The organism is Methylocella silvestris BL2 (genome assembly GCF_000021745.1).
In the GTDB taxonomy this organism is placed as follows: Bacteria; Pseudomonadota; Alphaproteobacteria; order Rhizobiales; family Beijerinckiaceae; genus Methylocapsa; species Methylocapsa silvestris.
In genome coordinates, this window is record NC_011666.1 from 2,888,804 (window position 1) to 2,909,144 (window position 20,341).

Sequence of the window (20,341 nt, forward strand, 5' to 3'; positions counted from 1 at the left end):
CGGCCTCAACTTGTCTTAAGCCCCGCGGCTGACAACAGGGCGCGCAGGAGAAGCGCGACCACGCCAAGAGCGGCGACGCTCGCGCTCCAGATCAGGACCAGCCAGCCGATCCGTCGCAGCCAGAGCTTTCCCGGGCCGCCCTCGCTCAATGATAGCCGTCCCCAACCTTCACTTTGCCGCGGAAGACATAATAGGACCAGGCGGTGTAGGTCAAAATGATCGGCACGATGAACAGCGCTCCGACAAGAGCGAAGCCGAGGCTTTGCGGCGGCCCGGCCGCGGCCCGGATCGAAAGGTCGGGCGGGATGATGTTCGGCCACAGGCTGATGCCAAGCCCGCTGTAGCCGAGGAATAGCAAAAGCAGCGCCAGCACGAAGGGGGCGGAATGCGTATCCCGCCTCAGGAAATGGAGGATGCCGAAGGCTGCGGCGAGGACGAGGACGGGCACCGGCGCGAAGAAGAACAGATCGGGCAGAGTGAACCAGCGCTTGAACACGGCCGGATGGGCGAGGGGCGTCCAGATGCTGACGACGGCGATGACGGCGAGCAGCGTCAGGGTGATCGGCCGCGCCAGTTCGATCATGCGCCGCTGCAGATCGCCCTCTGTCTTCATGATGAGCCATGTCGCGCCGAGGAGCGCATAGGCGACGGTGAGGCCGACGCCGGTGAAGAGGCTGAAGGGCGTGATCCAGTCGAAGGCGCCGCCGGTATAGGAAGGGCCCTCCACCTTGAAGCCATTGATCAGCGAGCCGAGCGCGACGCCCTGAAAAAACGTCGCCGTGTAGGACCCCCAGGCGAAGGCGTGGGTCCAAAACCATTTGTGGTCCGGGTCGGCCTTGAAACGGAATTCGAAGGCGACGCCGCGCCAGATCAGCCCCGCGAGCATCAGCACGAGCGGCAGATAAAGGGCGCTGAGCACGAAGGAATAGACGATCGGAAAGGCCGCGAGCAGACCGGCGCCGCCCAACACCAGCCAGGTTTCATTGCCGTCCCATACGGGGGCGACCGTGTTCATCATGCAATCGCGATCCTCATCGTCCTTGACGAAGGGAAAAAGGATGCCGATGCCGAGATCGAAGCCGTCCATGACGACATACATCATGAGGCCGAAGGCGATGATTACGGCCCAGATGATCGGTAGATCAATGCCCATCGCGTGGTCTTTCAAAAAGCGCTGGCGGATGATGAATTGCGGCGGTCAGATTGAAACGTCCGGAGCGGCCGAGAGCGGCCGCGAGGGCCGTTCATGCAGCGGGGTATTGCCGCTGAGGTCGATATCGGGCGCCGGCCGCTCGGGGCCAAGGTCCTGCGGCCCGACGGCGATCAGCTTCAGCATGTAGTAGAGGCCGGTTCCGAACACCAAGAAATACATCACGATGAAAACGCCGAGCGTCAGGCTGAGCGCCAGCGCCGAATGGTTCGACACCGCCTCCGAGGTGCGCATCACGCCATAGACGACCCAGGGCTGCCGCCCGATCTCGGTGGTCAGCCAGCCGGCGAGAATGGCGATGATGCCGGACGGGCCCATCAGCACGGCGAAGCGCAGGAACAGCCGCGAATCGTAAAGATCGCCCCTGGCCCGCTGCCAAAGGCTCCAGAGCCCCAACAGCAGCATCAGCATGCCAAGGCCGACCATGATGCGGAACGTCCAGAATACGATGGTCGAATCCGGCCGGTCGGCGGCCGGGAACTCGGAAAGGCCGCGGATCTGGCCGTCCCATTCATGGGTCAGGATCAGGCTGCCGAGGTGTGGAACCTCCACCTTATACTCGGTTTCCTGTTTGCCCATGTTTGGCCAGCCGAACAGGATCAGCGGAAATCCCTTGGCGCCGGGCTCATTGCGCCAATGGCCTTCGATGGCGGCGATTTTCGCCGGCTGATATTGCAGCGTATTCAGCCCGTGCTGGTCGCCGATGGCGATCTGGATCGGCGCGACGATCAGCGCCATCCACATCGCCATGGAGAACATGGTGCGCACCCGCGCCGTGTTCTCGCCCTTGAGAAGATGCCACGCGCCCGCCGCGCCGACGAACAGCGCGGTGGCGAGATAGGCCGCCACCGTCATATGCGCGAGCCGGTAGGGAAAGGAGGGGTTGAAGATCACCTTCAGCCAGTCGACCGGCACGACGCGCCCGTCGATGATCTCAAAGCCCTGCGGCGTCTGCATCCAGCTGTTCGAGGCGAGAATCCAGGTCGCCGAGACGAGCGTGCCGAGCGCGACCATGATGGTTGCGAAGAAATGCAGGCCGGGCCCCACCCTGTTCCAGCCAAACAGCGCGACGCCGAGAAAGCCGGCCTCGAGGAAAAAAGCGGTCAGCACCTCATAGGCGAGCAGAGGGCCCGTGACGCCGCCGGCGAAGGCCGAGAAATAGCTCCAGTTGGTGCCGAACTGATAGGCCATGACGAGGCCGGACACGACCCCCATGGCGAAGTTCACGGCAAAGATTTGCGACCAGAACCGATAGAGATCGCGATAGGCCCTGTCCTTCGTCAACAGCCAAAGCCCCTCGAGCACCGCGAGATAGCTCGCAAGCCCGATGGTGATCGCCGGAAAGATGATGTGAAAGGAGACGGTGAAGCCGAACTGGATGCGGGCGAGATCGAGAGCGCTCAAGCCAAGCATTTCGGGCCCTTCTCAGCTTCTTTGACGGCCGGTCGAAGCGACGCTTTCGCCTCAGGGCCGCCGGAAATTTCGGAGACTATAATCGAAGAGGCCGCTCTTGTATCAAGCGGGTCCGCGAAAAATCGCGCCGCAGATGCGGCGAAACGCGCGCGCGGCGGCGCCTTCCGGCCCGACCGGAGGGAAGATCGTGCGGCGAAGGCCGCGCGTCGCGACGACGGGACGCGGGCCGTTCGTGTCGACCGCGTTCGGTCAGCCTTTGCGGATCTTGGCGCGGCGGTTTTTCAGCTTCGTCCGCTCGTTCTGGACGTGCGCCTTTTTCAGCAAATTCATGCCGATTTCAGGGCTTGGCTCGCCGTCGATATTGATCGTGGCGAGCTTTTCATCGATTGCGGCGATCGCCGAGGCGATATCGGCCGCCTCGGCCGCGGCGAAGGCGGCGCTTTTCAATCTGACGCCGACCGCCTCGCCGTTCTCCTCGATAAAACTGATTCCAGCTTTATCGAACGCCGCGACAAGTTTTATGGCGATGCCCGAGCTGCCATCAATCTCGGCGTCCTCCGCCTGGAGCTGCTTGATCTTGGCCAGCGACGCGCCGGCCTCCTCGGCCAGCTGCTCCTGCGACCAGTCCAGCAGCGCGCGAGCCGCCTTGATCTGGCGAATTGAAATCTTGGAGAGCGTCAAGGCGATGTTCCTTCTGATGCCAAAATATAGCACGAGACCGCGCGGCAAAGCTGATGTTTTCGGGGCGCGCGCCGCGCTCGGCGCCGCGCCGATCGCCAATGGCGGCGGAGGAGCTGCGGCTAGGGCGCGACGGCGCCATTCTCCTTTTTCCAGGCGTCAAAGCCGCCCGCAATATGGCGGGCGCTTTTGAAGCCGGCGTCCTGCGCGGCCTGCACAGCCATCGCCGAGCGCTCGCCGAAAGCGCAGTAGAACAGGATTGTCTTGCCCGCCGCGGCCAGCTCATGCAGCGCGCCGCCGGGACCGATGCTTTCCCGCAGGTCCGGATAGGGTGCATGCAGCGACCCCGGAATAATTCCCTGCTTTTCGCGCTCGCGCTTCTCACGCAGATCGACAATCGCAATGTCGGGGCGCCCGAAGAGCGCGAGCGCCTCGGCCGCCTGCGCCGCCCAGCCCTTGCGCGCAATCTCATCCTGGTGGAAGCCGACGCGCATATTGGCCGGGACCGCGACATCCATCATTTTCGGGTTGGGCAGGTTCAGATTGTTCATGAGGTCGACGTATTCATCCACCGATCGGACCTTGAGGCGCGGATTGAACAGCCTTTCTTCGCCGATGGTCGACACCGTGTCGCCCTTGTAATCATGCGCCGGATAGACCAGCGTCTCGTCCGGCAATTTCAGCAGCCTGTCGAAGATCGAGTGATATTGCGCGCGCGGGTCGCCATTTTGAAAATCGGTGCGCCCGGTGCCACGGATAAGCAGCGTGTCGCCGGTAAAGACGCGGCCCTCCAGCAAGAAGGAATAGGAATCATCGGTGTGGCCCGGCGTAAAGAGCGCCTCGAGGCTCAAGCCCTCGATGTCGATGCGGTCGCCGTCCGCGACGCGCATGGAGACGACGTCGGCTTTGGTCTGTTCGCCCATCACCGTTATGCAATGCGTGCGGTCGCGCAATGCGCCAAGGCCCGTGACATGGTCGGCGTGCAAATGGGTGTCGACGGCTTTGACGAGCTTGACGTCAAGCTCGTCAAAGAGCTGCAGGTAGCGGTCGACCTTTTCCAGCACGGGATCGATGATCAGCGCCTCGCCGCCCGGCCGGCTGGCGAGGAGATAGGTATAAGTGCCGGACACATGATCGAAGAGCTGGCGGAAGATCATCGGCTGCTCCTGGGCGTGCTCCAATCCAATATGATCGGCAGGAACATGCTCAGAACCTTGAACCTCGAGCGCGTCAAGCGCCGCCGGAGATCGGCCCGCCGCTACGCCTTCGGCTGCGGCACGATTCGCAGATAGGGCTTCGGCGCGTTCCAGCCGTCGGGATAGGTTTTCTTGGCCTCCTCATCCGTGACCGAGCCGGCGATGATCACATCCTCGCCATGCTTCCAGTTCACCGGCGTCGCGACCTTGTGCTTGGCGGTGAGCTGGAGCGAGTCGATCACGCGCAGGACTTCGTCGAAATTGCGGCCCGTCGTCATCGGATAGATCAGGATGAGCTTGATCTTCTTATCGGGCCCAACCACGAAAACGTTCCGCACGGTCTGGTTGTCGGCGGCGGTGCGCTTGGTCGGATCGCCCGACACCGGCGCGGGAAGCATCCCATAGAGCTTCGATACGTTGTAATCGACGTCGGCGATCATCGGGAAATTCGGCGCGACGCCCTGCGTCTCCTGGATGTCGCTCGCCCAACCGGAATGGCGATCGAGCGGATCGACTGACAGACCGATGATCTTGACGCCCCTCTTGTCGAACTCAGGCTTGATCTTGGCCATGTAGCCGAGTTCGGTGGTGCAGACCGGCGTGAAATCCTTCGGGTGGGAGAAAAGCACGGCCCAGGAGTCGCCGATCCAGTCATGAAAACTGATTTTGCCTTCGGTCGTTTCCGCCTCGAAATCCGGCGCAATATCATTGATCGCAAGAGTCATTCACGCGTCCCCTTTGTCTATAGCTTTTGTCGAGACTGCCAGTTTCTTGCGGTCAAGGAAAACGTTTTTCAGCCTCGATCAATAAATATATCGGCGTCTATTCGCCACGGCGCGGGGCGACGCGTCCGGCCAAGACGCGCCCTCAAGCGCGCCCGGCGCTCGGATTAACGCTGCGTACCAAGGCGTGCGCTTCACTCGGAGGGCCCAGCGGTGACGCGCTTTTTCTCCGCCTTTGGGGATTCGAGAAAGGCGGGGTTCTGCTGATTTTGCAGATAATCGGCGAAGGCGCCGGTGAATTTTTGAAATTTGTACTGCATGATGAAGCTGCGTTTCTTCGCCTTTTTGATCACCGACGAAGGATTGAAAAAACCCCGCGCATTCTCCCTGGTCAGCACGAAGGGCGGTCGCCCCTCCTTGGCGAGCACATAGGACATGATGAGGGCGCCGCTGCGGTGGTTGCCTTCGATGAAAAGCTGGGGGTCGCTCAGGATGCGGTTGAACGCGCCGGCCGCGCGCCGCCACACGCTCTTGCCGCGATTGAAGGCGTACCAGTCCATCACATCGCGGATGCCGGCGCCGGGCTCGTCATAAAAGCGCGCTGCGGTGGCTTCGAGCAGGCGGTGATGACGCGCGACGACGTCCGGATCGACGCCGCATAGAACGACCGCGTTCAACTTCAGCCAATAATTCAGCTGCCCCATCGCAAATATGTCGATGCGATCGGTCAGCAGTTGATCGACGAGGGCGTAGCCCTGCATCATATTTTCGATCACCTCATCGTCGAGGGGATCGCGCCGATCGAAGAGATCTTTGTTGATTTGCGGGAAAACGCGCTGAACCTCGCGAAGGGCGCGCTCGATCTCCGCGAGGTTCAGCACGCTCATGTTTTTCGCGCGTCCCTGACTGTGGCCGCAGGCGCTCTACTGCAGTTTTGAAACGGCGGTCTTCGCAAGCTCGACCACGTTCCGCGGCAGCGCGATATAGCCAAGATCCGCTGCGTAGCCCTGCCCCTTATCCAGCCCGAATCCGACGAAGGAGGCCAATATCCGCGCCTCGTCGCCGGGATAGCTGCGGTAGAGCAGGAGCCAACTGTAGGTGACAATCGGATAGGCCTCCTTGCCCGCGGGGTTGGTCGTCGCCTTATCCAAGGCGCCGATGCCGACCTCGGCGCTCGATGCAAGCGCGGCGGCGCCAGTTTCCGCCGTCGCTGTGACGAAATCCCCGTCCTTGTTCTGCAGGCTCGCCATCGGCAGACCAAGCCGATGCGCAAAACCATATTCGACATAGCCGATCGATCCTACGCTGATCTTGATCCGCGAAGCGACTCCTTCGTTGCCCCGCGCCAGCATCGCGCCATGCGGCCAGGAAACGATTTTGCCGACGCCAGAGCCGGTCGGCGACCAGTTTTTGTTCACGGCGGCAAGATGCGACGTAAAGGCATAGGTCGTTCCGCTCGAATCCTGGCGCCCAACCACGGTAATGTCGGCTGACGGCAGATTGAGGCCGGGATTTGCCGCGGCGATCCGCGGATCGCGCCAGCTCGTGATCTTGCCGGAAAAAATGTCGACATAGACGTCTTGCGGCAGTTTCAGCGCGCCTTGCAACCCCGGAAGATTATAGGCGAGCACAATCATGCCGGCCGTGCTCGGCAATTGAATGACGCCGCGCTTGATCTTCTCAGCCTCGGCGGCCGGCAGAGGCAGGTCGCTTCCGGCGAAATCGACGGCGCCTGCGATAAAGCGCGCGAGGCCCTCGCCGGAGCCGACCGCCTCATAGCGCAGGGAGACGTCCGGTTGCGACTTGACGAAGCTATTGATCCAGGCCTCGTAAAGCGGCGCGGCGAAGGTCGAGCCGGCCCCATGCAGATCGACGGCGGCGGCCATGGCCGGGGCCGAAATATTTGCGACGAGCGCGCCGGCGAAAAACACGCCGGCCGCCGTCAAGGCGATCGTCTTGACGCGGATGTTCATAGGGACGGTTCCTGCGGACTGCCTCAGAGCAAGACTTAGCTGAATTCGCCGCGGAGATATTTCTTGGTCATTTCTTCCCGCGGGGAGTCGAACAGCTCGTTCGTATCGCCGATTTCCACGAGATGCCCGGTGCGGCCGCCTTGCGAAATGTCGACGGAGAAAAACGCCGTCACATCGGCGACGCGCCGGGCCTGCTGCATGTTATGGGTGACGAGCGCAATGGTGTAATCTTTCTTGAGCTCCAGCATCAGCTCCTCGATGCGCCGCGTGGCGATCGGGTCGAGAGCCGAGCAGGGCTCGTCCATCAAGAGCACGGTCGGTTCAGTGGCGACCGCCCGCGCGATGCAAAGACGCTGCTGCTGGCCGCCGGAGAGGGAAAGGCCGCTCGCCTTCAGCTTGTCTTTCACTTCGTCCCAAAGCGCGGCGCGGCGCAGCGCATGTTCGACCTTTTCCGCGGCGTCGCCCTTGAAGCGGTTCAGCCGCAGACCGAAGGCGACATTGTCGAAAATGCTCATCGAGAACGGGTTGGGCTGCTGGAACACCATGCCAATGTGGCGGCGCACGACCACAGGATCGACGCCGGCGCCATAGATGTCCTGACCGAGGAAATTCACCTGGCCCTCGAGCCGGAAGCCCTTGATCAAATCGTTCATGCGGTTGAGGCTGCGCAGCACGGTGCTCTTGCCGCAGCCCGACGGGCCGATGAATCCGGTGATCTTGCCCTTCTCGATCGGCACGTTGCTGTCGCGCACCGCGAGAAAGGCGCCGTAGAAGATTTTCTGCACCGAGCAGGAAATGGCGACGTCCGGACCATCCACCGGCTTTGGGCGTTCAAGGGTGGCGACGTCGGACATGAGTTGGCTCCTTAGACCTGCGGACGGCCGATGAAACGGCTGAGAATGTTGAAGCTGAGGACGATCAGCACAAGAACAAGCGAGGCGGACCAGGCGAGTTCGATCTGATTGTCGAACGGCATGCTCGAAAAATTAAAGATGAGGATCGACAGCGATGCGGTCGGCTCCGTGATGCTGCGCAGCCAGTAATTGCTGAACAGGGCCGTGAACAGGAGCGGCGCCGACTCGCCGGCAACGCGCGCGACGGCGAGGATAATGCCCGTTACGACGCTCGGCAGAGCCGTGGGCAGGGTCACGCTCCAAACCACCTGCGCTCTTGTGCAGCCCATGCCGATCGCCGCATCTTTCATTCGCTGCGGCACCATCCGCATCGCGCCTTCCGCGGTCAATGTGACAGTTGGCAGCATCAAGACGGCAAGGGCGATGCCGCCGGCCAGCGCCGAATAGGTTCCCATGACGACCACGACAGCCGCATAGACGAATACGCCGGCAAGAATGGAGGGGAAGCCGGTGAGGACTTTGGACAGAAACCGCGCCCAATTGGCGAGATGGCTGTCCGGGCGCAGCTCGGCCAGGTAGATGGCGGCGAGAAGGGCGAAGGGTATGCTGAGCGCGGAGGCGATCGCCACGGTGACGAGCGTGCCCTGGATCGCGTTGCCGATGCCGCCGCCGGCCTCGAAGCCGGCCGGGGGCAGCTCCGTGAAAAGTTCGGGACTGAGGCGCGCGCCGCCCTTCACCACCAGCATGTAGATCACGGAGAGAAGGGGGACGGCGCCCAGCGCCGCGATCGTCCACGCCCCGCCCGTAAGCAGGACGCTTTGCATCGCGCGCAGCTCAAACGGATTGCGCTGCAGGTTGATATCGGGAACGACGGCCGAGGCGGCCGCCTGTCCCGCGTTGAGAGGGGGCTCGCTCACGACCGCCATTATGCCTTCACCATCTTGCGCTGCGTCCAAAGCAAAATCAGCGTTCCGATGACATTGACGATCAGCGTGATCGCCAGCAGCATGAGAGCCGCATACATCAGGGCCTGACGTTCGACCTGGGCGGCTTCGGGAAAGTTCGACGCCAGCAAAGCGGCGAGCGTATTTGCCGGAGAGAACAGCGAGAGCGAGATCTGGTTGGCGTTGCCGATCAACATGGCGAGCGCCATGGTCTCGCCGAGGGCGCGGCCGAAGCCAAGCACGAGCGCGCTGGAAATTCCGCCCGACGCCGTCGGCACGATCACTTTGAGGATCGCCTCCCAGCGCGTCGTCCCCATGCCATAGGCCGCCTCCTTGATCTTGTAAGGCACAAGACCGATGGCGTCCTGTGAGATGGCGGCGACCGTGGGCAGAATCATGATCGAAAGCACGATGACGGCCGGCAGAAGCCCGGGGCCGCTGAGCGAGGTCGAAAAGAAGGGGATGAAGCCGAAGTGGTCGTTGAGCCAGTTCGCGCCGGGCCGCACGAAGGGGATGACGACGAAAATGCCCCACAGGCCGAACACGACGCTCGGGATCGCAGCCAGCATTTCGATCAGGGTGCGGAAGGTGACGGCCAGTCGCGGCGGCAGAAAATCCTGCGTGAGGAAGATCGCGATGGTGACGCCGACGAAGCCGCCGATCAGCAGCGCCAGCAGCGAACTATAAAGCGTGCCCCAGATCTGCGGCAAAATTCCGAAAGTCGAGGTCTGGACGTCCCAGCTCGTGCCGACGAGAAAGCCGGCTCCGTTCCGCTGGATCGCGGGCAGCGCCTGATGACCGATCTGATAGAGAATGTAGGCGACGAGAGCAATAATGGCCACGGCGCCGAGCGTCGAGATCACGAAGAAAACGCGATCGACCACATAGGCTGCGGCGGAAGGCGGGCGCGAGAGCGATCGGCTATCAGGTAACACGAACTGGACAGTCAAACTGGCGCCCCTTGAAAACTTAAATGACTTGGAAGCCGCGCCGCCGTTGCTGGCGGCGCGGCGTTCGCAGACTTATTGGATCTTGACGGCCGCAGCTTTGACCTTCTCGATCACGCTGGCCGGAAGGGGGATATAGCCCATGCTGTCGGCGAGCTTCTGGCCCTCGGTCAACCCGTAGGCGACGAGCTTGCGCAGATTCTCGGCCTTTTGCGGATCCTGCTTTTGATAGAACAGCATCCAGGTGAAGCTCGCGATCGGATAGGCCTTGGGGTCCTTCGGATCGTCAACCCAGGCGATCAGATCCGGCGGAAAATCGACGCTGGCCAGCGCCAGCGGCCCGCCTTCGCCGCCCGCCGCGACATAATTGCCTGCTTTGTTCTGCAGCACCGCGACGTCGGCCTTGGTCAGCTTGGCGTAGCCCCATTCGATGTAGCCGATCGCGCCGGGGGTCTGTTTGATGGTGGCCGTCACGCCGTCGTTCTTCGGCGCGGCGACGATCTTGTCGCTCTGCGGCCAGTTCACCGTGGTGCCGAAGCCGACCTGGTCCTTGAACGCCGGGCTGATCGCCGAGAGGTGCTTCGTAAAGACGAAATTGGTGCCGCTGGCGTCCGAGCGCCGCACGACGGTGATGGGCATATCGGGCAGCTTGAGGCCGGGGTTCGCCGCGGCGATGCGCGGATCGCTCCAGTTCGTGATCTTGCCGAGGAAAATTTCAGGATAGACGTCGCGCGGCAGCTTGAGATCCTTCGGCTGGCCGGGAAGATTATAGGCGAGCACGATTTCACCGGCGGTCATGGGCAGCAGGACGACGCCGTTCGTGACCTTGGAGATCTGATCTGGAGTCATCGCCGCGTCGCTGGCGGCGAAGTCGACCGTCGCGTTGATGAGATCCTGGATGCCGGCGCCGCTGCCCTTGGCCTGATAGTCGACCGTTACGCCCTCGGTCGCCTTGCTGAAGCTCTTGAACCATGCCGAATAGATCGGAAAGGGAAAGCTTGCGCCCGAGCCGATGAGCCGCAGGTCCGCCGCATTGGCCGAAGAGCCCTGCGCGGCGAGCAGCAACGCTCCGGCGAAGAGCGACTTAAGTTTTATTGATACGTCCATGTTTTGGATGCCTCTGGCGATGAATTGTTCCAGACTGAATTTGCGAGACCTTTTCGGGCCGCTCCTATCAAGTCGTTGGCGTCGAACATGCCCCGGGCCCGTGTGGCGGGTGGGGCAAGCCTGTGATCGCTTCGCCTCCAGCCGACGCATCGTGTGACGCGGGCAGCTTAAGAGCGGAGCTCAAGTCGTATTGGGTGATTGACCACTTTCTCTGCGTCGACGCGGTAGCCGCCAGATGCGCGGAACCGTAGCCGCGCCTTATGACAGGTCGATGACAAATTTGTTCCGTTGCCGCCGACAACGGCCGGACGCCAAGATGGCGGCGCGGCGTTAATCCGCGGCGTTCGCCATTTTCGCCGCGGCGTCCGCGAGCTTGCGGGGCGCGGAGCCCGCGAGCGCCTTGCCGCGGCCGGAAAGGCTCGGATTGGTCATAAAGTAGGTTTGCGCGCTGAACGGCGTTTCGCCGTCGCCGCGCTCGACGCGCCGGCTCGAGCCGTCCGCAAGGATCGTCCAGCTCTGCTCATTGTCGAGGAGATTGGCGAGCAGCACCTGTTCCAGCACCTGTTCGTGCAGGGTTGGATTGGTGATTGGGAACAGCGTCTCGACCCGCCGGTCGAGATTGCGCGGCATCAGATCGGCCGAGGAGATATAGACGGCGGCGTCGGGATGGGGCAGGCGATGGCCGTTGCCGAAGGCGTAGATGCGCGAATGTTCGAGGAAGCGCCCGACGATGGATTTGGCGTGGATGTTCTCCGAAAGGCCGGGAACGCCGGGCCGCAGACAGCAGATGCCGCGCACGACCAGCTCGATGTCGACGCCGGCGCCGCTCGCCGCATAAAGCGCGTCGATGATTTCGGGATCGGCGATGGAATTGCACTTCAGCCAGATCGCGCCGGGCCGGCCGGCCGCAACATGGGCGACCTCCGCTTCGATATGATCGAGCAGCCGGCGCTTGGCCGAAATCGGCGAAATCGCAAGGCGCTCCAGCGCCGCCGGCGGACTCGAACCGGTGATGTAGTTGAAGACGCGGGCGACGTCGCGGGCGACGGCGGGGTCGACCGTAAAGGCCGACAGATCGGTATAGATGCGGGCGGTGATCGGATGATAATTGCCGGTGCCGATATGGCAGTAGGTCACGAGGCCGCCCGGCTCCTGCCGCACCGCCATGGATAGCTTGGCGTGGGTTTTCAGCTCCGGAAAGCCGAACACGACCTGCACGCCGGCGCGCTCCAGCGAACGCGCCCAGCGGATGTTGGCTTCCTCGTCGAAGCGCGCCTTGAGTTCGACGAGGGCGGTGACCGACTTGCCGGCTTCCGCCGCCTCGACGAGCGCCTTGACGATCGGGCTGTCCGAGGAGGTGCGATAGAGCGTCTGCTTGATCGAGACGACATTTGGGTCGCGCGCCGCCTGCTGCAGGAACTGCACGACGACGTCGAATGACTCATAGGGGTGGTGAACGATGATGTCCTTTTCGCGGATCGCCGCGAAGCAGTCGCCGCTGAACTCGCGGACGCGCTCGGGAAAACGCGGCGCGAAAGAGGGGAATTTGAGGCTCGGCAAATCGGCGCCGACGAGCTGCGAGAGCGCGCTCAGCGCCAGCATGCCGTCCTGGACGACGACCTCCTCCGGCGGCAAAGCGAGCTGCCCGGCGACGAAGTCGCGCAAGGACGCCGGCATGGCGGCGTCGACTTCGAGCCGGATCACCGATCCGCGCCGGCGCGCCTTGATCGCCGCCTCGAACACCTGAACGAGATCTTCGGCCTCCTCGGCGAATTCGATGTCGAGGTCGCGAACGACGCGGAACGGCCCGATCGCGCCAAAGTCGCAGCCGGGAAACAGCCGGTCGGCGAAATGCGCGGCGATCTCCTCGACCCGGGCGAAACGCGCCTCGCCATGGGCGCCGTCGTCAAGCCGGAAGAAACGGGCGAGCTTGGCCGGAAGACGCACGAGAGCGGTGAAGGCGCGCCGGTCGGCCCGCTGCACCACTTCCAGCGCCAGCGACAATTCGAGATTCGGAATGAAGGGAAATGGACGCGACGGATCGATCGCGATTGGCGTCACCATGGGGAAGATGGCGTCGGCGAAATAGCCTTCGAGCCGGGCGAGATCCGCGCCGGTCCAGGCCGCCTGATCGATGATCGCGATGCCTGCGGCCTTGAGTTCCTGCCTCAGTTCGCTCCAGACCCGTTCCTGATCGGAGGTAAATTGCGCGGTCGCTGTCCGGATTTCGGCGAGCAGTCCGGCCGGCGTCAATCCGTCTATGGAAGGGTCCGTAAGGCCGGCCTCGACCTGTTCGATGACGCCCGAGACGCGGACCATGAAGAATTCATCGAGATTGCTGGCCGAGATCGACAGGAAGCGCACGCGCTCGAGCAGCGGATGGGAGGCGTTGGAGGCCTCCTCAAGAACCCGCCGGTTGAAGGCGAGCCAGGACAGTTCGCGGTTGATAAAACGCTTCGGATCGCGGGCGAGGCCGCCGTGGGCGGATGCGGCGTCAGCGGGCTTGATCGTCTCGTCCGCGCGCTCGAGCGAAGTTGTCATATTGGCTCCATTGCCGCCGCGCGCCGGGAAGCTGGCTCCGGCGCGGGCGGCAATTCACCATGCCGAAGTGACAAACGCGTGACGCTTCCGGACTCGGGGAGCGGGCTGGTCGGCCGAACAAACTTGTCCGATGCCGAGGTTGGATCGGCTATATGACGCGCTGATTGAAGTGATTGGTTCGGGAGGCTAGCCACCGAAGAATGGCGTCTATATTTTATTATCTCAGCGAAAACGGGCGTTCTGGTCACGCTCCAAGGCGGGCGTCAAAACGATGGATGCGCAACCGCTGTGGAAGACGCTTTGCCGTATGGGATATTCCGGCGCGGGCCCCGGCAGACGCCAGAAACCCGCGCGGAAAAATCAGGCGAGATCGAACCGGTCGAGGTTCATCACCTTGGTCCAGGCCGCGACGAAGGCGTTGACGAAAGCGCCGCCCGCGTCGTCGGTCGCATAGGCCTCCGATAGAGCGCGAAGCTGCGAGTTCGATCCGAAGATTAGATCGGCGCGCGTCCCGGCCCATATTTGTTCGCCGGTCGCGCGGTCGCGCGCCACGAAGACGCCGTCGCCCTCAGCACTCCATTTCGCCGTGAAGCTGGTTTTGAGCAGATTCGCGAAGAAGTCGTTGGTCAGCGTCTCCGGCCGATCGGTGAAGACGCCGAGCTTCGACCCGCCGAAATTCGCGCCGAGCACGCGCAACCCGCCGATGAGCGCCGTCATTTCGGGCGCAGTCAGCGTCAGCAGATGCGCGCGGTCGACCAGCAGCTCCTCCGCCGACCAGGGCAGGCTCACGCCGGCATAATTGCGGAACCCGTCGACCTTGGGCTCGAGCGGCGCGAAGGAGTCGATATCCGTCTCATCCTGCGAGGCGTCGGTCCGGCCAGGCGTGAAGGGGACGGCGACGTCGTGACCCGCCTTTTTCGCCGCCGCTTCGACCGCGGCGCTGCCGCCAAGCACGATCAGATCGGCCAGCGAGACCTTCTTGCCATCCGCTTGCGCGGCGTTGAACTCTGTCTGAATGTCCGTGAGCTTGGCCAGCGCCGCCGACAGAAGCTCCGGCTCATTGACCGCCCAATCCTTCTGCGGCGCGAGGCGAATGCGGGCGCCATTGGCGCCGCCGCGCTTGTCCGAACCGCGGAAGCTGGAGGCCGAGGCCCAGGCGGTCGCGACCAGCCGCGAAATCGACAGCCCGGAGTCGAGGATCTTTGCCTTGAGCGCCGCAATATCGGCAGCGTTGATCAATGGATGATCGACGGGCGGAACCGGATCCTGCCACAGGCGCGGCGCAGGAACTTCCGGACCGAGCAGGCGGGTATGTGGGCCCATATCGCGGTGAGTCAGCTTGTACCAGGCCTCGGCGAAGGCGTGAGCGAGCTGATCCGGATTCTCGTAAAAGCGCCGCGAAATCTTCTCATAGGCCGGATCGAAGCGCAGGGAGAGGTCGGTGGTCAGCATCGCCGGCGCATGGCGCTTGGCGGGATCGTGCGCGTCCGGCACCGTGCCCTGCGCTTCCGGGTTCTTCGGCGCCCACTGATGCGCGCCGGCGGGGCTCGACGTCAGCTCCCAGTCATATTCGAACAGGTTTTTGAAGAACTGATTGCTCCATTGCGTCGGCGTCTCGGTCCAGGTCACCTCGATGCCGCTGGTGATGGCGTCGGCGCCGGCGCCGGAGCCGTAGCTATTGGACCAGCCGAGGCCCTGCATCTCGATCGGCGCGCCTTCCGGCTCAGGCCCGACATATTGGTCGGGAACCGCGGCGCCGTGGGTCTTGCCGAAGGTATGGCCGCCGGCGATTAGCGCGACGGTTTCCTCATCGTTCATCGCCATGCGGGCAAACGTCTCGCGGATGTCGCGCGCCGCGGCGATCGGGTCGGGCACGCCGTTCGGGCCTTCGGGATTGACATAAATCAGCCCCATCTGCACGGCGGCCAGCGGATTGGCCAGATCGCGCTCGCCGCTGTAGCGCTTGTCTCCGCCAAGCCACTCGCGTTCGGGCCCCCAGTTGACGTCATTTTGCGGCTCCCAGACGTCCTTGCGGCCGCCGCCGAAACCCGCGGTCTTGAAGCCCATCGACTCGAGCGCGCAATTGCCGGCCAGAATCAGCAGATCGGCCCAGGACAGTTTGCGGCCATATTTCTGCTTGATCGGCCACAGCAGCAGGCGCGCCTTGTCGAGGTTGGCGTTGTCCGGCCAGCTATTCAGCGGCGCGAAGCGCTGCGCGCCCGCGCCGCCGCCGCCGCGGCCGTCGGCGATGCGGTAGGTGCCCGCGCTATGCCAGGCCATGCGGATGAAGAGCGGGCCATAATGGCCAAAATCGGCGGGCCACCAAGGCTGCGAGTCGGTCATCAGCGCGAAAAGGTCCCGCTTCACCGCGCCAAGATCAAGGCTTTTGAATTCCGCGGCGTAATCGAAGCCCTTATCCATGGGATCGGCCGCCGGCGGGTTCTGATGGAGGACCGACAGATCGAGCTGGTTTGGCCACCACAGCCGGTTGGTCATCTCGAAAAGAACGGCGTTGCCGTCCACCTTGCCGCCGTCCATGGGGCATTTGGCTTCTACGTTCATATCGTCTCCGCCCTGATTGGTTTTTTACCTATGGCTAGAATGTCACTGTGAGCTGAGCCTAGGAAATAGATTAATCCGATTGCAATGATCGGAATGAATGGCTTTGCAGAGGACAGGCGCTGGGCGCGGCGCACGCTATGAGAGAATAATCCATTGCCCTCTCGTCGCTTAAAATGTCCCGCTTAGGAAAATCCGATTAGGAGACATGGTCTAGATTTAAATTAAGTCTAATTAATATTTTGCGCTATTGCGCTCATTCTAGAATAGATCAGTTTACACCTTTGATAGAAATAGCGTAAATCGCCTACGCTCTCAGCGGGCGGTTGGAAATTCGGTTGTCTAGTTTCGAGGAGCCATTTCGTGAGAAATGGCGTCTCGGAGTATGCGTCAGGGCGCGTTGTTGACGCCCTCGTGGTTCGAGACGGCCCTGCGGGCCTCCTCATCATGAGGGCTTGGGAGAAATCGCGACTTTTCAACCCGAGCTCTCAGCAGGACCCTATCTATACAATAGATAGGGCGGCTGTTTCTGTATGCTTGTCGTAGTCGCCGATTTGCATTGTTCAATTTACAGAAGGAGGTGAGTATGAGCATTACAATTATCTTCGGCTCTGATGGCGGGGCGACGAAGGGGGTTGCTTCCAAAATCGCCAGCAAGTGCCAGGCGCGATCGGTCGACATCAAAGTGGCCACGACGGAGGACTTCGAGAATTGCCATCTGCTGATCCTCGGTTCGCCCACTTATGGCGACGGCACTCTGCAGTCGGATTGGGAAGAGCACATCGGTAAGCTACGGAGCGCCAATCTGAAGGGCAAGAAGGTCGCCCTGTTCGGCACCGGCGACCAGCAAACCTATCCATCGTCCTTCCTGAACGCGATGGGCATCCTTTACGACGAGATATCGGAGCGTGGCGCAAATGTGGTCGGCTTCACCGAGACGGCGGGCTTTGACTACCTCGAGTCCACGGCCGAACGGGATGGCAAATTTGTCGGTCTTGCCCTCGACCTCGACACCCAGTCCGGCAAGACCGAAAAAAGAGTGACCGCATGGCTGAGCCAGCTGCTTTGATTGAGGAGGCAGAGCCGCCCCCCTCGTCCACGCCCTGCCTGTTGGCCGATGCGGCGCCGGTGCTGCGGCTTCTCCATCACCAGGTCTATGAATACAGCCGGGGCGTGCGCGCCCTGTTTCTGTTGACCGTCAACCGCAAGGAACTGGAGCTGGCGCTCGCCAAGCTGGACACGCGCGGCATCCATCATTTCGTCCAGGAGCTGAGCCCGTTCAAGGCGAACCTCTTCTTTGGCCGCTCGGCATTCGTCGCCGTGGCGAGCTCCCTCGTGACGCGTCCGCTCAACGCGCTCTCGGCGGAAGAAGATTTCATGCTCGGCACGCTCCTTGGCTACGACTGCGAGCAGCAGTGCCGCCGCTTTCTGGCGCGCTCCGGGCGGCGCATGACCGAGGAATTCGCCAGCCCGCTGAATGATCAGGGATAGCGCCCGCTCCTGGCTTGGTGTCCGCTAGGATAGCGAACCCGGATGTCGCCAGGGATAGGCGGTCGCTTCGGTCCCAACTCGTCCCGTTCGAGATTGTGTCCGCCCCGGCGGTCAGCATCGCCGTCCGCATGATATTTGCTGGTCAACGCAGAAGCCGCGTTGCAAGGAAGACACCCCATAGGATGAGCACAACTCCGGCGCCGCGATTAAGCCGCCAGCTCGCCGGCGCAATTTTCTCGCCAAGCATGAACACAGAAAGCGCGCCCATCCACAGCAGGTTCATGGCGCCGAAGACGAACATCAGCCCCATCAAGGCCCAGCAGCAGCCGACACAATAGCCGCCATGCCGTATGCCGAGCATGAACGCCGCCCAATTGCCGTCGCGCCACTTGGCAAGAAAGAAGAGGAACGGCGATCGACATTGCGTGAGGCATGCTTCCTTCAACGGCGTGAATTGGAAAGCGCCAGCCAACACCAGAAGCGCTACGCTTGGCGCGACGCTGGCGCCTTGTAGCGTGGAGGAGAGGAGGGCCGCGCGTGACAGAGCCACTTGGCCCGCTGCCGCAAAGACGGAATATACACTCCATACGGCGACATAGCCCAATACGAATAAAGTCGTCGCGGGCGCTGAACCAATCGCGGACCTGCGCTTATGCGCAAAACTGCCAAAGACGTCGATCGCCGGGAGGGCTGTCGGTAGCATCATCGCCGCCATCATGACGATCCATAGAAGGAAAGTGGTCGCAAATTGCTCCAATGGCGCGCCCGCCATCCCTGGCGTCGCCATGCAAATCATGTCGCCGCCCTCGCGCGACATGTTCATACGCGCCAGATAAAGCCAACTGAGCGCTACCACTACAATGAGACTGCCCATTGCGACGATGCGGTCGCGCCTCCACGGCGCCATGTTCAGGCGCCGCTATAAGAAAAATTGGAAAGATATCCGTTTCGGCCGGAAAGCTTCCAATCATACCCATAGTCCGCCAATCGGAAATGTTTGGAGCGCGCGACTGTTGCGGGCTCGCCCGGGGCGATGCAAAGCGGATGATTTTCAATCGTGATCGCTTTGCCGTCTTGGCCTTCCAGCGCCTCGATCTCCGCGTCGGCGATTCCGGGAATCCTGAGGCTTCTATTCTTCCCATTGCCTTGATAGTCCATTGCGACGCTCTTTGTACCCAAATGCTCGCCGAAAAAGGACGCGAGCACGGCCGGGTGGCCGCCGGCTTGTCCAGAAAAAATTGTCGCCAGTGCATTCCTTTGCGTCTCGCTGGCCTTCTCATCGATGTAGGCTGCGACCTTCCATTTGTTCTCAGCCATGTTGCCTGCCGCATCCACCAAGAGGGCGACATTCAAGCCGTCGAGCGCGACGTCGTCAAACACGCCATGCTTGATATGCCACGCTACAATCGCGGTGCAAAAGCCTTCGGTTGGCGCGCTACCGAACACGCAGGGACAGGCAGCCTCGCAGTTGCACGTCTCGAAATAGGCGCCGGTGAGCTTCCATTGTGTCATAACACCCTCCTTGTTGCGATGGGGCGAGCGCGGCTCGAGCGGGTTCTCGCGAGAAAAAGACGGACTGATCTTGCTCTGTCAAAGAGGCTTGGTCAGTCTATGCCGCTGGCGCCGAAAGTCCGCCTGGTCGCCTTTATCGGCAGGGATCGCCGACGTTGTCGCAATGGGTTGCTTGGCGCGCATGGATCACTCCCGTTGCACGCGGCGGCAAGGACCCTGGGAGCTTTCTCCTTGGGCCGCCAAGACATGCGGGGAGGACTTTAACGATCGCAGTCCCGGTCCGTATTGGAGAAATGCGACAGGTCAGCGGCTCAAGCCTGGAGCGCTCGATCTAATCACTGGGATCTTGGCGCTGCGGGAGACAGATCCAGCAAGCCGGAGAACCGAAAAGTCGGTGAAATGTGAACACGAGGGTAGAGCTCCTCCGGCGTCATTCCGTACAGCTCAAGGAAATCATGTATCATGTGGCTCTGGTCGTAAAAGCCCACGTCATGGGCCACTTCCGCCCAGCTCCCCAGCCGCTTTTTCTGGAAGACGGCGTTGCGCAGCCGTATCACGCGCGAGAGCTTCTTCGGCGTCGCGCCGATATGATTGACGAAGCGACGCTCCAGGGCGCGCTTGCTCAAACCCACGCCTTTGGCCAGATCAACAATTCGGCAGTCTCCCCTTAAGGCGAGGAGCCGGTCGCAGGCCCACCGGACGGTCGCGTCCTCCTGTTGCGGGTTGAAGACCGATAACAAATATCGCTCAATGCGCGCGATGCGATCCTGCGCAGTCGCAATCCGAGCCAGATCATCCTCAATCCGCTCTATCGCGTATCGAGGAAAGACGTCCCGGCAATCTACTCGCCCCTCGGCGCACTCCTTCGCGGCTCCGCGGCGAAAAACGTTGAGCCCCCAAGGAGTGAGTCGCGCCGAAACTCCGGAGATGACGCCATCACCCCCGAGGTCGCTGCGAAAACTCTGAAATCCCGCCAAGCCGCTCCGAATCCGATAGGTGGCGGTCTTATGAGCCGTCACCAAAAGATCCTGGTAGAGAAAGCACAGATAAGTCGCCGTATCGGGAAGAATGGAAAGAGACGAGTCTGTCTTGCCCGTGAGGTTCTTGTAGTCCCAATAGGCATAGATGTAGGGCGCGAGGGCCGGACTGGGACGAAAAACCGTCAGGCTCATATTTCCCCGATCCGAAAAGCGG

The 20,341-nt window shown here is 62.1% G+C and carries 19 protein-coding genes; 2 read left to right on the forward strand and 17 right to left on the reverse strand.

Going from position 1 to position 20,341, the window contains the following annotated elements; translation table 11 throughout:
• Positions 1–5: 5 nt before the first annotated feature.
• The 14 genes from MSIL_RS20820 to katG all read right to left on the reverse strand — a co-directional run bounded on the left by MSIL_RS20820 (position 6) and on the right by katG (position 16,147).
• Positions 6–149 (reverse strand): DUF2474 domain-containing protein, encoded by a 144-nt coding sequence (locus MSIL_RS20820; RefSeq protein ID WP_012591634.1) that lies wholly within the window; start codon positions 147–149, stop codon positions 6–8.
• Positions 146–1,153 carry a cytochrome d ubiquinol oxidase subunit II gene (gene cydB, locus MSIL_RS13455; protein WP_012591635.1) on the reverse strand — a complete coding sequence of 336 codons (1,008 nt, stop codon included), beginning with the start codon at positions 1,151–1,153 and terminating at the stop codon, positions 146–148. The genes MSIL_RS20820 and cydB overlap by 4 nt, the downstream gene beginning before the upstream one ends.
• A 45-nt stretch (positions 1,154–1,198) precedes the next feature.
• Positions 1,199–2,623 carry a cytochrome ubiquinol oxidase subunit I gene (locus MSIL_RS13460; protein ID WP_012591636.1) on the reverse strand — a complete coding sequence of 475 codons (1,425 nt, stop codon included), beginning with the start codon at positions 2,621–2,623 and terminating at the stop codon, positions 1,199–1,201.
• A gap of 249 nt (positions 2,624–2,872) precedes the next feature.
• Positions 2,873–3,304: a hypothetical protein gene (locus MSIL_RS21715; protein WP_012591637.1), complete on the reverse strand. Its 432-nt coding sequence runs from the start codon at positions 3,302–3,304 to the stop codon at positions 2,873–2,875.
• 119 nt (positions 3,305–3,423) lie between these two features.
• Positions 3,424–4,458 (reverse strand): MBL fold metallo-hydrolase, encoded by a 1,035-nt coding sequence (locus tag MSIL_RS13470; RefSeq protein WP_012591638.1) that lies wholly within the window; start codon positions 4,456–4,458, stop codon positions 3,424–3,426.
• A 101-nt stretch (positions 4,459–4,559) separates the two neighbouring features.
• A complete protein-coding gene (locus tag MSIL_RS13475; protein WP_012591639.1) occupies positions 4,560–5,222 on the reverse strand; it encodes a peroxiredoxin in 663 nt (220 codons plus the stop codon).
• A 191-nt stretch (positions 5,223–5,413) separates the two neighbouring features.
• Positions 5,414–6,106, reverse strand: coding sequence for a hypothetical protein (locus MSIL_RS13480; protein WP_012591640.1), 693 nt, complete (start codon positions 6,104–6,106; stop codon positions 5,414–5,416).
• A 36-nt stretch (positions 6,107–6,142) separates the two neighbouring features.
• The gene (pstS, locus tag MSIL_RS13485) at positions 6,143–7,192 is read right to left on the reverse strand and encodes a phosphate ABC transporter substrate-binding protein PstS (protein WP_012591641.1); all 1,050 of its coding nucleotides are present in this window, start codon (positions 7,190–7,192) and stop codon (positions 6,143–6,145) included.
• A 35-nt stretch (positions 7,193–7,227) separates the two neighbouring features.
• Positions 7,228–8,046: a phosphate ABC transporter ATP-binding protein PstB gene (gene pstB / locus MSIL_RS13490; RefSeq protein ID WP_012591642.1), complete on the reverse strand. Its 819-nt coding sequence runs from the start codon at positions 8,044–8,046 to the stop codon at positions 7,228–7,230.
• 11 nt (positions 8,047–8,057) lie between these two features.
• Complete coding sequence (gene pstA, locus MSIL_RS13495) at positions 8,058–8,972, reverse strand: phosphate ABC transporter permease PstA (RefSeq protein WP_012591643.1); 915 nt, start codon at positions 8,970–8,972, stop codon at positions 8,058–8,060.
• Positions 8,972–9,940, reverse strand: coding sequence for a phosphate ABC transporter permease subunit PstC (gene pstC, locus MSIL_RS13500; RefSeq protein ID WP_012591644.1), 969 nt, complete (start codon positions 9,938–9,940; stop codon positions 8,972–8,974). The genes pstA and pstC overlap by 1 nt, the downstream gene beginning before the upstream one ends.
• A 72-nt stretch (positions 9,941–10,012) precedes the next feature.
• Positions 10,013–11,044, reverse strand: a complete 1,032-nt coding sequence (gene pstS / locus MSIL_RS13505; RefSeq protein ID WP_012591645.1) for a phosphate ABC transporter substrate-binding protein PstS — start codon at positions 11,042–11,044, stop codon at positions 10,013–10,015.
• Positions 11,045–11,374: 330 nt separating this feature from the next.
• Positions 11,375–13,585, reverse strand: coding sequence for an RNA degradosome polyphosphate kinase (locus MSIL_RS13510; protein WP_012591646.1), 2,211 nt, complete (start codon positions 13,583–13,585; stop codon positions 11,375–11,377).
• A 360-nt stretch (positions 13,586–13,945) separates the two neighbouring features.
• Positions 13,946–16,147, reverse strand: a complete 2,202-nt coding sequence (gene katG / locus MSIL_RS13515) for a catalase/peroxidase HPI (RefSeq protein WP_012591647.1) — start codon at positions 16,145–16,147, stop codon at positions 13,946–13,948.
• A 583-nt stretch (positions 16,148–16,730) separates the two neighbouring features.
• On the opposite strand from katG, the gene fldA reads away from it, so the two are divergent.
• Together fldA and MSIL_RS13525 are read left to right on the forward strand one after the other, a co-directional pair.
• Positions 16,731–17,213, forward strand: coding sequence for a flavodoxin FldA (fldA, locus tag MSIL_RS13520; RefSeq protein WP_012591648.1), 483 nt, complete (start codon positions 16,731–16,733; stop codon positions 17,211–17,213).
• 41 nt (positions 17,214–17,254) lie between these two features.
• Positions 17,255–17,635: a DUF2023 family protein gene (locus MSIL_RS13525; protein ID WP_012591649.1), complete on the forward strand. Its 381-nt coding sequence runs from the start codon at positions 17,255–17,257 to the stop codon at positions 17,633–17,635.
• Between the two features lie 142 nt (positions 17,636–17,777).
• On the opposite strand, the gene MSIL_RS13530 is transcribed toward MSIL_RS13525, so the two are convergent.
• The 3 genes from MSIL_RS13530 to MSIL_RS13540 all read right to left on the reverse strand — a co-directional run bounded on the left by MSIL_RS13530 (position 17,778) and on the right by MSIL_RS13540 (position 20,319).
• The gene (locus tag MSIL_RS13530; RefSeq protein ID WP_012591650.1) at positions 17,778–18,542 is read right to left on the reverse strand and encodes a DUF2182 domain-containing protein; all 765 of its coding nucleotides are present in this window, start codon (positions 18,540–18,542) and stop codon (positions 17,778–17,780) included.
• Positions 18,543–18,544: 2 nt separating this feature from the next.
• A complete protein-coding gene (locus tag MSIL_RS13535) occupies positions 18,545–19,147 on the reverse strand; it encodes a DUF1326 domain-containing protein (RefSeq protein ID WP_012591651.1) in 603 nt (200 codons plus the stop codon).
• A 335-nt stretch (positions 19,148–19,482) separates the two neighbouring features.
• Complete coding sequence (locus MSIL_RS13540; RefSeq protein ID WP_012591652.1) at positions 19,483–20,319, reverse strand: helix-turn-helix transcriptional regulator; 837 nt, start codon at positions 20,317–20,319, stop codon at positions 19,483–19,485.
• Positions 20,320–20,341: the final 22 nt, after the last annotated feature.